This window comes from Paludibaculum fermentans, assembly GCF_051172195.1.
GTDB classification, from domain to species: Bacteria; Acidobacteriota; Terriglobia; order Bryobacterales; family Bryobacteraceae; genus Paludibaculum; species Paludibaculum fermentans_A.
This window is the reverse complement of sequence record NZ_JBPJAQ010000001.1, coordinates 2,585,080-2,597,977: the sequence shown is the minus strand read 5'-3', so window position 1 is coordinate 2,597,977 and position 12,898 is coordinate 2,585,080. Positions and strand designations below refer to the sequence as shown.

Below are 12,898 nucleotides of genomic sequence, written 5' to 3'. Positions count from 1 at the left end.
CGCCGCTGCGGACTATCAACAGCAAGCTACTGATCCGTCTGGAGTTGGATTTGGCTGTCCGGGTGCGATCACTCACCCGCGATGCTATCCGATTTAATATTCGCCTTTCGTTCACTGCGCAAGAGCCTAGGCTTCACCGTTGTAGCTGTGTTGACGCTGGGCCTGGGGATCGGCGCGTCGACGGCAATGTTCAGCGTGGTTCACTCCGCTCTGCTGCGGCCGCTTCCGTACCCGGAGTCAGACCGGATTGTCCACGTCTGGGAAGAGACTTCGGCGATGGGCTTCCCGGAGAATACGCCGGCACCGGCGAATTACTACGACTGGAAGGCGCAATCGAAGACCCTGGAGGACATGACGGCGTTCCGGCGTTGGGCTTTCACGCTCACGGGCGAGGGAGAAGCCACCCGTATTGAGGGTGTAAAAGCGACGCCTGAATTGTTCGCATTGTTGGGTGTGAAGCCGCGGTTGGGCCGGGTTTTCACCGCGGCGGAAGATCAGGCCGGGGCGCCCGGCGTGGCGGTCGTGAGCTATGCGTTATGGCGCGACAGGTTCGGGAGCGATGCGGCATTGATCGGCCGGACCTTGTCGCTGGATGGGTCCCCGATGACGGTGATCGGCGTGATGCCGGCCGGGTTCCGCGTCGCCGGCTATGAGTCGGATATCTGGACCCCAATGGCGTTCACTCCGGAGGAGCGGACCCGGCGAGGTTCGCACTTTCTCCAAGTGATGGCGAAACTGCGGCCAAGGGTGACATTGGAGCAGGCCCGGGCCGAGATGAGCGGGATCGCGAAACGGCTCGAGCTGCAGTATCCGGAGTCGAACTCGCAGGTGGGCGCAGTGGTAACGAGCCTGCGGCAGACCCTAAGCGGGCGTCAGAAGCCGATGCTGCTGGCATTACTGGGGATCGTCGGGTTCCTGCTGTTGATTGCCTGCGCCAATGTGGCAGGCCTGCTGGTGGCAAGGGCCTCGAGCCGGCAGCGGGAGTTTGCGGTTCGCGCCGCGCTCGGCGCCGGGCGTGCGAAACTGCTACGCCTGCAGTTGGTGGAAAGTTCTTTGCTGGCAGCCATTGCGTGTCTGTTGGGATTGGCGCTGGCAGCATGGACCAAGGAAGGCGTTTCGCGGCTATTGCCGGAGGCGCTCTATGGGTCCAAGGAGATCGAGTTGAATCCCGTCGTGCTGGGCTTCTCGATGCTGGCCGCGGCGCTGACGGCTGTCCTTTCCGGGATGGCGCCGGCGCTATTGGCGTGGCGTACCGCCGAGGCGGATTCTCTGCGTCAGGGCAGCAGAAATCAGGTGGGCGGGCGGGCCGGTTTGCGACAGTTGCTGGTGGGCGCGGAGGTGACTCTCTCCGTAATGATGCTGACGGGCGCGGGCCTGTTTCTGCATAGCTTCCTGAAGCTGCAGAGGCAGGAGTTGGGATTCGATCCCGAGGGCGTTGTGACGATGCGGCTGGTGCTGCCGGATCGAGCTTACGAGAAGGACGAACGGAAGGTCGCCTTTTACCGCTCATCTCTGGAGAAGATCAAGGCAATTCCAGGGGTGACCGACGCCGGTTGGACTTATCGGGTCCCGACGAGCATGGCCGGCGGAGCGAGCATGGTGACGTTTGATGGACGTCCGGCGCCACCGCGAGGGCAGGAAATCGTCGTACCGCACCGGTATGTGACTCCGTCGTATTTCTCCACCATGCGCATGCCGCTGCTGGAGGGGCGCATGATGGAGGCTCGCGACACGCAAGGGCCGGTCTATGGGGTGATGGTCAACGAGACATTTGCCAAGCGGTTCTTCCAGGGCCGATCCGCCCTGGACAGCACGTTCGTGGACAGCAATCAGGAAGCGAAGTGCAGGATCATTGGCGTGGTAGCCGATGTGCGCGAGTACAACATCGACGAACCGGCGCGGCCTGTGATGTACAATCCGCTGCAGGCGGCCCCCATGGTGCGCGACCTGGTGGTGCGGACGGCGATGGAACCGGGTGCGGTCGCGACGTTGGTGCGCGGTGAGATCCGGTCGATCGATGCGGGCCTGGCTGTGTCTCACGTCCAGCTTATGGAAGATGTCCTCTCGAAGGCGGTGGCCGGTCCGCGGCTCCAGATGGTGCTGGCCGGCGTGTTTGCCGCCCTGGCGCTGTTGCTGACCGGTGTGGGCCTGGCCGGCGTCGTGGCGCAGAGCGTGGTTGAGAGGACTCCGGAGATCGGTCTTCGCATGGCGCTGGGGGCACAGCGCGGCCACGTGTTGGCACTGGTCTTCAGGCAGGGCATCCTACCGACAGGCGTGGGCCTGGCGGCGGGTGTGGCATTGAGCCTGGCGATGGCCCGCACGGTGCAGAGCCTGCTCTATGGGGTGCAGGCGCACGATGTACAGACCTTTGCCACAGTGCCGCTGTTGCTGGCCATGGTTTCGTTGCTGGCGATGTTGCTGCCGGCGCTGCGCGCCCTGCGGATTGAACCAATGAGCGCGCTGCGCGGCGATTGATGGAGTTTAGAGAAGCGGTGCGGTATTGCCAGGCAGCAGGATCTGCCGCATCAGCTTGAGTGGCAGCGGCCCCTGTTTCACGAAATCATCGTGGAAGCCCTGAAGGGTATAAGCGGAGCCTTTGGCCTGCTGATAGTCGGTGCGCAATTTGTAGATCATCAGCTTACCCAGCGTGTAGTAGAGATAGGTCGGATTGTAGGCGCCACGGCGCGCTTCCTCAAACCCGTTGGCCGGCTGCTGGAAGCCCTTCTCGACAAACAACTGCTTTCCCTGCTCGACGGTCCACCCTTCTGTGTGGAGTTTGATTCCAGTGATGTACCGGCAATCGCGGAGCAGAGCCTCGGAGAGTTGCGCCAAGTGGATCTTGGGGTCGCCCTCGCCGTAGCCTTGTTCCAGCATCATTTGCTCGGTGTAATGGGCCCAGCCTTCGGCGTTGGAGGCGGCACCACCCAGTTTGCGGGCTTTGGTGGGGAATTGTTTGCCATAGAGGAATTGCAGATAGTGGCCCGGGAATGCCTCATGGATGGTGATCATCTGCATCACATACTTGTTGTAGAGGCGCAGATGCTCTTCCTTGTGCTTCGCATCCCATTCTTTTTCCGGCGGCGTGACGTAGTAAAACGCTTCAGTGGCCTTCTCCTCATACGGGCCGGGGGTGTCCATGGAGGCGAAGCTGCCGACGCGGGCGTAGACCGGCGTCTCTTCAATGCGCGGGCGAACCTCTGAGGGCACTGTGACGATTTTGTGGTCGATGAGGAAGGAGCGCGTCCCTTCAATGGTGCGACGGGCGGCGGGCAGGAGATCGGCTTCGGTCGGGTGATCCGTCTCGAGCGACTTCATGACATCGGCCGGTGAGAGCTTGGGGTTGATCTTCTTAGCCGTCTCGACGAAGTCGTTATAGTCCTTGTCGAGATTCGCCTGGCCCACGGCCAGTACCCGGTCGAGCGGCAGATCAACCATCTCCTCGTACAGCAGCTTCTTCGAGAAGTTCTCGGCGCCGATGGAGTACGAGCCCTTGGAGCGGGGCAGCAGGTCCGATTTGAGCCAGGCCGCGGCATCCTTCATGGCCGCCACTACAGCCGCATCGGCCTTTTGGAAGTCGCTGAACGCTTGGGCATCATCGCCGGCTGCCTCTTTGGCCCAGACCGCGACTTCCTTCTCGAGGAAGCCGATGGAGCCACCGGCCACGCGAATGGCGAGATCAGTGAATTCCCTGGGCGGATTGTTCACGTTCGCCTTCATCGCGGCGATCAATGCCGGAGCGGCCGACAGCCGTGAGGTGACACCCGCGAGGCGCTCTTTCGCGGGAGCGAAATTGCGCTTCATGAGCAGATCGACAGCGCCGCCGGGCGAGGCTACATAGTCGATGGGATTGTGCCGCCAGGTCTGGATCGTCTCAAGGTCAAGTAGTTCGGCCCGGATGGCATTGTGGATCATCGTGAGGTCGATCTGATCCTGCTCGGCGGGCTTGGCGGCCTGCAGCGCTTCCGCCTGCGTCAACTGCTGCTTCAGCGCGGCGATGCGCCTCTCATAGGCGGCGGCCGAACGATCCTCCAGATGCTTGTCGTATTGATGGAAGCCGACGCTGGTTCCGAAAGAGGGGCTCCATGCAAAGAGGGCGTCGTAGTAGGAATCGACAAAGGCGCTGACCTTGGGAGGTTCCGGCTTGGAGGCACACGCGCTGAGGAGGAGGGAGAGGGTGAGGGCCGAGGCCGCACTCACGGAGGCGAATCGCATGATTTCAGGGTAGCAACAGGCGTGAGGAGGAGATCGCTACCACGCCTGTCGCTGCGGGGAGGCGCCGGCGCACCTCCCCGCCCGTAGCCGGCTAGTTCGCCGGTGACGGCTCTTCGACAACCACCGGAGGCTCCTGAACAACGAGGGTGACCGGGATTTCGAGTACCGGGTGGAACGCGTCGTTGACAGTGACCTTGATGATTGTCGTGTATTCGCCTGGCGCCAACCCGTCGGGGTTGACGCTGAATTTGAGTTTCATAGGGACCGAATTGCCATCCTTCTCGAGGATCAGCCAGGGCTCGGTGCTTTCGGGACCTTCGGCGGGAAAGGCCTGCGGACAGCCCGCATAGACCACTGAATTGATGGGCGCGGGCACTTCGCCGCCCACTACATAGGTAAAGCGAGCCTCTGAGAGGTCGCCAAACCAGATTCCGAGCCAGGGATCGCAGATCTGACAGACAAAGGCGTCGTTCCCGCTGCCGAGTTTGGTCTGCAGGGCGTTGGCCGACAGAGGCAGATCAGAGGAGTAGGTGATGCCTGCAATATAGGCAGACTCGCCGGGCCCCAGAGTCAGAGCAAGCGATTCATCGCCTTCCGCACCGCCCCAGAAAGTGGAGGAGATCAGCTGTTTCTGATCCAGGTCCAGGCGCAGCAGGAACGCATCAAACTTGCCGCCGTGGTTCGGCTGTAGGGCTCGGAAGCCGGGGAAATCGGGCGAGTTCGTGTAACCGGTGACATGCACATACCCGCGGGCATCGATCTTTACAGCGGTGGCTGTTTCGTCGGGATCTGTCGGGCCCGAGGAGCTGCCGCCCAGGTAAGTGAGGTATTCGGCGGCGGTCCCGTCGACGCTTAGGCGTAGGAGAAATGCGTCGCGGAAGCCACCGCCGAAGGCTGTTTGCAGTGCGTTCTCAGAGGTAGGCAACTGCTTGGAGGAGGTGTGGCCGACCACGTAGGCGCGTCCATCGCGGTCCACGGTCAGGCCCTGAATCTTGGTGTAGCCACCCTTCCAGCCGACATAGGTGAAGTACATCAGGCCGTCGCCCTCGGGCTTTACGCGGGCCACGAAGCTGGAGTAGCTCTGGGGCTGCGTGATGTAGGCGCCCTCAGTGGCCATGCCGGTGGACATTGTCTCGCCTGCCACGTAGAGCGAGTCGTCGGGACCCACGGCAATCGCGTAGATGTTATCGGTACCACTGTTCCCGCCCAAGTAGGTGGCGTAGGCGAGCTGGAAATCCGGCGTGATCTTGGCGATGAAGGCATCCTGGCCGCCGCCGGAGATCTGAGCCTGCATCGCGTTTTTCACCGGCAACTGAGTGGAGGAGGCGCGGCCGGCGAGATAGATGCTCCCGGCCGAATCCAGGGCCAGGGCGAGGCCTTCCTCATTGCGCTCTCCACCGAAGTATGTGGAGAAGAGGAGCGTTCCTTCCGGGTCGAACTTCATGACAAAGCAGATGTTCAGGCCGCCCTGCTTGTCCTGAATGGGGTGCAGTAATGGAAGATCGCGAGCCCCGGTGGTGCCCGCCACATAGACATTCCCGTCCTTGTCGAGAGCAACCGCGTGGGCAACCGTGTTGGACGAGCCGCCAATCTGGGCGCGCCAGAGCACTTCTTTGCCTTCCGCGCTGTACTTCGTGAGATAAGCCTTGAAGACAGCCGATGTCAGCGGCTTGCCACCCACGGGCTTCACGGGGATATCACGTGATTCGCTTTCGCCAGCAACGTAGATGAAGCCGCCGGGATCGACGGCAACCGCCGTAGCATCGTCATAGCGGTCACCACCATTGAAGGTGGAGAAGACGAGGCGCTTGTCTTCAGAGGGGGATTGCGCAGCCAGCACGGCCGCGAAGGCAAAGAGTGAGATGATCTTCCGCATACACACAGAACGCGCGGTGACCGGGAAGAAGGGATCACCGCGCGCCGTGTATTCGCCAAACAAATTTGGGGATGCGACGCCCCGGGCTGTCCGCCGTTAAGCCAGGGTGATGAGCGCACACGGCAGGCGCCCGAAGAGGGCTCGCAATGGAATCGATCCGGCGCACATCCAGCGCTCGTTTGTCAGGACATTGACGATGTTCTTGCCCGCGAGGTCATCCGGCACGGGCAGCACCGTTTCGTGCCAAGCCTCGGCAGCCGTCGTATACGGAACGTCAGCCAGCAGTCCCGCCGTCCAACGCAAGCCCGCAGCCAGCAGCACACGCCCCTTGTGCAGACGTCCAAATGCTACCAGATGATCGGAAATGGGACCGGTTGCGTACAGTGGAAGGTAGGCTCCATCGATCAACAAATCGGGGTTCTGGCGCCGGAAATTGAGACCAATGGTCGTAATAGCCGCCTTCAGTTCGCCGGAGTCGGGATGGGCGCCAATCTGGGCAAAGCTAAACGCGCGGTTCTCATCCAGTGATCGCTGATGCTCCGACTGCCATCGGCTAAGCCAGCGTTGCCGGGCATCGAAATCGATGCGTTGGCGATTGTCCGGATCGACCAGGGTGAGATCCCAGAACTCAGTGCCCTGATAGAAATCTGTGACGCCCGGAGATCCCAGTTTGAGCGTGAGCTGGGATAACGCGTTCAGCGAGCCGAAATAGGCAATGCGGTCAGCAAAGGCAGCAAACGATTCACGGAACGCGGAGGTGTGCTGTTCAGTGAACAGACTACGGATGAAATGCGCCAAGGCCTCGTCGTATTCGTTCGATGGATTGATCCAGCTGGTGTGGGTCTTGGCCTCCTTCACCGCTTTGGACATGTACTCGAGGATCCGGTCTTGCAGACGCTCATCTTCCCAACCCTTGGAAGTGGGCCAGATGGCCAGCAAGCTCTGGTAGAAGAGGTACTCATCATTGCGGTCGGGCGCCACCTGGCCTCCGGTGCGAGTCCGGGCAGGCGCGACATACCGGGACCAGATCCGCAGTTGCTTGCGCCACTCGTCCGGCACTTCGGAGAGAACACTGATGCGCACACGTCCATCCTCCCCGCGCTTCGTGTCATGCGTGGAGGTAGTGATCATCGAGCGCGGGCTGCGAGTCTGCCGGTAGGCGTTCGCGGCATGGAAGTCATCCAGCGGAGCACCCAGCACTGCAGGCTCTCCGCCCACCTCGTTCAGTGAGGCGAGCGGGCAATAACGGTAGAACGCCGTATCCTCAATGCCTTTGGCCTGAACAGGGCTGGTGTACTGTTGGAACTTCTGCGCGAAGCGAAGCCGCCGGCCACGGTTGAGTTCGTCGCCTTCCGATGGGTCAGGGCACACGCATTCACGGATGAAGGCGAAGATGGAAGACTCCATAGCGGGATTTCGGCGGATCGCCTCCCGGATCGCCTGGTCGATCGCAACCCGGTCTGAATACGCCACGCCGCGCGCGCTGATATAGGTCCGATAGACCGGGAAGCAGGCAACCACTTCCCGAAGCGCCTCCTGCAGGCTGTCCAGCGTGAAATCGCGATAGCGCCGGTCCTGCTCCGACATGCGGTTCAACTCGTGGGCCAGCACGTTCAACTCGCTGACCATCGAGGTGGAAATGATCTGCTGCTTGGAGGTGTAACGGATCTCTTCGAAGTTTGTGCTGCGGCGCGAGAAGCTGTGGTAGATGCGGCGAATGGACTCGAGGTTCTCGGGCCGGATGAACAGCCGATTGAGCTGATTCAGGTACTCATAGCCGGTGGTGCCATCAACCGGCCACTCGGAGGTGAGCCGTTCCGTGGAAGCCAGTATTTTCTCGACGACGATGTAAGAGATCCGCTCGTCCTTGTCGACGGTCTTGCGCAGTTCATGCAGATAGCCCGACGGATCGTACAGTCCGTCAATATGATCAAGACGCAGCCCATGAGCTCGGCCGGTGCTGAAGAGGTCCACAACCTTCTTGTGCGCGGATTCGAAGACCTGATGCGATTCCATGCGCAAGCCCGCCAGTTCGTTGATGTCAAAGAAGCGGCGGTAGTTGATCTCATGCAAGGCAGTGCGCCAGTAACAAAGGCGGTATGGCTGCAGTTCCAGGAGGTTGTGAAGCAGATCGAAGCTGGCGGGGTCGCCCGGGCTTCCATTGAACTCCTTGACATTGGTATCCACATGGCCGCGAAGCGCCTCCGACTCCGTCAACAGCCGGAATAGACGCTGGCTGGCGATGGTCAGTTCGCGCGCCCTGTCATTGCGCGCCTCCAACGAAGTGTCGGTGTAGGTGGGCAGGTGGTCGAGCTGAAACAGAATGCTGAGATATTCCTGCTGGACCTCGGGCTGATCCTGGAGTAACTCGGGGAGCGCCGCTTCGCGATGCCGCAGAATGAGCCGGCACTGGCGTGGATTCAGAGGCAGGTTGTTGTCCCAGTAGCGCAGGTGGAACTCGCCGCATTGATGGACGACCTGCAGTTCGCCGGCCTCCAGAACGGAACCGTATTGATGCCCCAGAATCGGCAGCAGGACTTTGTTCTCAAGCTCGTTCTTCACGGGCTGCCAGTCGATGTCGAAGTACTCCGCATAGGGAGAGGATGGCCCATTGCGGAGAACATCGCGCCAAGCCTCATTGTGCAGGGGATCCGTACACATGTGGTTGGCTACGTAGTCGAGAACCAGTCCGATGGAATGATTTGCGGCAGCCTCGCACAGCCGGTTGTAGCCCTCCTCTCCGCCAAGTTCGGGACTGATCTCGGCCAGGTCGCAGATGTCGTAGCCGTGCTGGCTATGCGGCCTGGCTTTCCAGATTGGCGAGAGGTAGAGATGAGTGACGCCGAGCGAGGCGAAGTACGGCACCAACTGCGTGACGGCATCAAAGACGAGCCCATCGTTCAACTGCAGCCGGTAGGTACTGACGGGATGGGACAAAATGCCGGTTGTCACTTCAGGCTTCTCCTTTCCCGCTAAAGAAAATGGCGCAACCCGCACGATCGAACTGGAGCGGCCGGCCCGTCGCCTCCCCAGGCCGCGTCGAGGGGTCGGGCCCGAACTCCGGATCTTCGCTCGTGAAGAGGAGCGCGCCAGGCGGTCGGGCATCGACCCACTCGCCGCCCCCCGTCAGGGCTACGGCGGCAGTGTAGGCCTGCTGTTCATCCCGCCATTCCAAGGCGATCAGTCCTTCCCTTTCGCTGATGGCGCACCGCATCGATCGACCGCGGATCTGACGTCGCAAGGCAATGAGCCGTGTATACCAGCGGAGCATCGCGTGGTGAGCCGGCTGCTCCCTTTCCCGCCATTGCAGCTTGCTGCGGAGGAACGTCTCCTCTGCCTGTGGATCGGGAATCGAGGCCCTGGCTGCTTCTTCGGAGAACTCCGGGAAGTGGGCGAACTCACTGCGCCGACCTTCGCTCACCAGCGGCCCGAGCTCTTCATTGTGGTCAGTGAAAAACTGAAACGGTGAAGTGGCCGCCCACTCCTGGCCCATGAAGAGTAGCGGCGTCTCCGGAGCCAGCAACAACAACGCGCTCGCAGCCCTATAGCTGTGATCCCGAACCTGGTGGTGGAGGCGCTCGCCCTTTGCCCGGTTGCCAATCTGGTCGTGGTTCTGAATACAGATGATGAAGTGGCTGCGCTCCAGATCGCCCGAGGGCGTACCCCGGGGTGCATCGTGATGCACGGAGTGCTGCCCCTCGTAGAACCAGCCGTTGCGCAGCGTCTGGGCTATGGCGGCGGGCTGTCCATCATAGTCTGCATAGTAACCGGCGCTGTCTCCGGCCAGGGCTCTGCGGACCTGGTGATGGAAGTCGTCGGCCCAGACTGCATCGACGCCGTATCCGCCTTGCTGAACCGGCTGCAGGATTGTATTGAGGTTTCGGGCATCCTCCGCGATCACCTGGACGCGGCGCTGCAACCCGGCTGCCCGCTGGTGCAGGGCAACCGAGAACTCCGCCAGAAAATGCACGGGGCTGGTGTCCTGGATGGCATGGGTGGCGTCCAGGCGAAAACCATCGATATGGTATTCCTCCAGCCAATAGAGCGCATTTCCGATGAAGAAGTCTCGGGTGCCGCGGGAGTGCTCATCGTCGAAATTGAGACTGTCGCCCCATGGCGTCTTCACTCGAGTCGAGTAAAAGCCCGGATGAAACAGACGATGATAGGCGCCGTCCGGCCCAAAGTGGTTGTAGACGACGTCGAGATACACGGCAAGGCCCAAGTCGTGAGCGTGGTTCACGAACGAGCGAAGATCTTCGGGCCGGCCGTAGTTCCGATTGGGCGCGTAGAGAGAGACTCCATCGTAGCCCCAGTTCCGGCGGCCCGGGCTGTCGGCCAGGGGCATGAGCTCCAACGCTGTCACGCCGAGGTCGCGCAGGCTTGTGAGCTGCTCTTTCGCCGCCTGGAAGGTGCCGGCCTCGGTGAAGGCTCCACAGTGCAGTTCATAGATCACAGCTTCGTCCCAGGGCCTGGGCGAAAAACCCGCATCCGTCCAGGCAAACTCCGGGTCGATCACTTCCGACAAGCCGTGCACGCCATCCGGCTGGAAGCGGGATGCCGGATCCGGGATTGGACCCTGCCCATTAATGCGGAAACCATACCGCGCGCCGGCGCCCAGTCCTGGCACGAATACTTGCCGCAGCCCGTCGGGGCGTGATTGGAGCTGGTGTGTGCAAGGTTCGGGACTGTCCAAGACAAGTTCGACCCCGTCCGCTGCACTCCAAACCTGGAATAGGACGCCATCGGCTTTCAGGATGGCTCCAAAACGGCGTCCATCCGGCCCGCTCAACTCCCATACTCCTGTCCATCGAGCCGGGCGTTGAGATTTAAGGCTGCACTGACGAGACCCAGATGGGTGAAAGCCTGTGGGATGTTGCCTAGCGACTCCCCCGTGGGTCCGATTTCTTCTGAATACAAGCCAAGGTGATTGCAGTAGGTGAGCATCTTTTCGAAGATCAAGCGGGCTTCCTCCAGACGCCCGGCACGGGTCAGCGCCTCCACCAGCCAGAAGGTGCACATGCTGAAGGTGCCCTCTCCGCCGGAGATTCCGTCGTCGGTGAACACCTCACCGTGCAATTGATAGCGATAGACAAGACTGTCCGAAACCAGCGCTTCAATGGTGCGGTCGATCGTGCTCAGCATGCGAGGATCTGTCGGCGCTATGAAGTAGACGAGCGGCATCAGCAGATTTGCAGCGTCGAGAGCTTTCGTGCCGGCGGCCTGGACGAAGGACTGCTGGTCGGCATCCCAGCCATGCGTCATGATCCACTCAAATACACGGTCGCGCTCCTGCTCGAGATAGGCGCGGTTCAGCGGCAGGCTGCGCCGCGCGGCCAGGCGCAATCCACGATCGAGCGCCACCCAGCATTGCAGTTTGGAATAGATGAAGTGCTGACGATGGCTACGCACCTCCCACAGCCCTTCATCGGGCTGTTGCCAGTTGGCGGCCACCCACTCCAGCATGGAACGGACCTGCTTCCAGAAGCTATACGAGATGGGCGTGACGTGCTTGTCGTAGAGGTAGATGGAATCCACGACTTCGCCATAGATATCGAGCTGCAACTGGTTATAGGCGCCATTGCCGACACGCACCGGACGGGACCCTCGATAACCCTCGAAGTGATCGAGCGTGAATTCCGTCAGGTCGTGACGGCCGTCGATGGCATACATCACATTCAGCGGCCCGTTGACGCGCTCCTGCTCGTGGATACGGCTCTCCAGCCACCCCATGAAGGCTTTGGCCTCATCGGTGAAACCCATCCGCAGAAAGGCATAGACGGTGAAAGCCGCATCACGGATCCAGGTGTAGCGATAGTCCCAGTTGCGAGTCCCGCCCACCTCCTCCGGCAGGCTGCAGGTCGGCGCCGCCACAATCGCTCCGGTGGGGCGATAGGTCAGCAACTTGAGGACGAGCGCGGAACGGATGATGCGTTCACGCCACCGGCCTTTGTACGTACAGCGGCTCAGCCAGCCGCGCCAGTACTTCACAGCTTGATCCATGAGAATCTCGCCATCGATCGGATCATGACCGCCCGGAGTCGGCTCCCCATGCTCCAGGAAGCGCAGGGAAAAGGTGAAACTCTCCTTGGGGTGGATGGTGAACTCTGCAACGGCATGGCCGCCTTCATCGGCAATCGGCACGGGACTGCTCAGCGCCAGGCTGCCTTGTTCACTGCGGAAGAGGCAACCCCAGGGGCGGATCTCCGTCTCGTGCGGGGCCAGCGCATAGCCGAAAGCAGGGGAGCAATCGAGCCTGATGCGCGTGACTCCGCGAACCCCCCGGACAATGCGGATGATCTCGCTGGGCGACTGTGCACCGGGCCAGACACTGTCCTCCCGCACAGGCATGAAGTCGAGCACTTCCGCCACGCCGTCAGGCCGCAGGAATCGCGTCATCAGGACGTTCGTCTCAGGCAGGTACATCTGCCGGTTGACGCCCTCCGTCACGGGCGCGATTCGAAAATAGCCGCCCTTACCCCGATCTAAAATCGCTCCGAAAATGCTTGGCGAATCAAAGTTCGGCAAGCAGCACCAATCGATCTCACCCTCCGTAGAGACCAATGCAACCGACTGCAAATTGCCGATGATCCCGCAGGATTCGATCGGCCGGTACGTCCTTGGCTTCGAGTCTGAGCCCATTCCCAAGTCGAAGGTACCTCCAGATGCTTGCATCTTCGCATAGGAGGGGCAGCCGGATCTTTTTCGTATTTTAAGATCTGTAAGACAGTTACACGGATAGCTGAGCCAAAAGGAAAGGGCCGGCACGGGCCAGCCCTCTCTATTTCGGTATTGAGTTGACGCAGATTGTGA

Annotated in this window: 6 protein-coding genes; 1 reads left to right on the top strand and 5 read right to left on the bottom strand. The window is 61.2% G+C overall.

The annotated features are described in order from the left end of the window. Positions 1 to 81: 81 nt before the first annotated feature. Positions 82 to 2,475: an ABC transporter permease gene (locus tag ACR9Y2_RS10630; RefSeq protein ID WP_435041196.1), complete on the top strand. Its 2,394-nt coding sequence runs from the start codon at positions 82 to 84 to the stop codon at positions 2,473 to 2,475. A 6-nt stretch (positions 2,476 to 2,481) separates the two neighbouring features. Here ACR9Y2_RS10630 and ACR9Y2_RS10625 read toward each other — a convergent pair whose 3' ends face one another. From ACR9Y2_RS10625 to ACR9Y2_RS10605, 5 genes are all read right to left on the bottom strand, one after another. Beyond that, positions 2,482 to 4,212, bottom strand: a complete 1,731-nt coding sequence (locus ACR9Y2_RS10625) for a DUF885 domain-containing protein (protein WP_435041194.1) — start codon at positions 4,210 to 4,212, stop codon at positions 2,482 to 2,484. 91 nt (positions 4,213 to 4,303) lie between these two features. Next, positions 4,304 to 6,088 (bottom strand): SBBP repeat-containing protein, encoded by a 1,785-nt coding sequence (locus ACR9Y2_RS10620; protein WP_435041192.1) that lies wholly within the window; start codon positions 6,086 to 6,088, stop codon positions 4,304 to 4,306. Positions 6,089 to 6,184: 96 nt separating this feature from the next. After that, entirely contained in the window at positions 6,185 to 9,040 is a 2,856-nt protein-coding gene (treY, locus tag ACR9Y2_RS10615) for a malto-oligosyltrehalose synthase (protein WP_435041190.1), read from the bottom strand. A 1-nt stretch (position 9,041) separates the two neighbouring features. Continuing rightward, entirely contained in the window at positions 9,042 to 10,877 is a 1,836-nt protein-coding gene (treZ, locus tag ACR9Y2_RS10610; protein WP_435041188.1) for a malto-oligosyltrehalose trehalohydrolase, read from the bottom strand. Beyond that, entirely contained in the window at positions 10,874 to 12,727 is a 1,854-nt protein-coding gene (locus ACR9Y2_RS10605; protein WP_435041186.1) for a glycoside hydrolase family 15 protein, read from the bottom strand. The genes treZ and ACR9Y2_RS10605 overlap by 4 nt, the downstream gene beginning before the upstream one ends. Positions 12,728 to 12,898 lie beyond the last annotated feature (171 nt).

Bases quoted from the DNA above. Each gene is read 5' to 3' on its own strand.
- ACR9Y2_RS10625 (WP_435041194.1), bottom strand. From the start codon at position 4,212: ATGCGATTCGCCTCCGTGAGTGCGGCCTCGGCCCTCACCCTCTCCCTC.
- ACR9Y2_RS10630 (WP_435041196.1), top strand. From the start codon at position 82: ATGCTATCCGATTTAATATTCGCCTTTCGTTCACTGCGCAAGAGCCTA.
- ACR9Y2_RS10605 (WP_435041186.1), bottom strand. From the start codon at position 12,727: ATGGGCTCAGACTCGAAGCCAAGGACGTACCGGCCGATCGAATCCTGC.
- ACR9Y2_RS10620 (WP_435041192.1), bottom strand. From the start codon at position 6,088: ATGCGGAAGATCATCTCACTCTTTGCCTTCGCGGCCGTGCTGGCTGCG.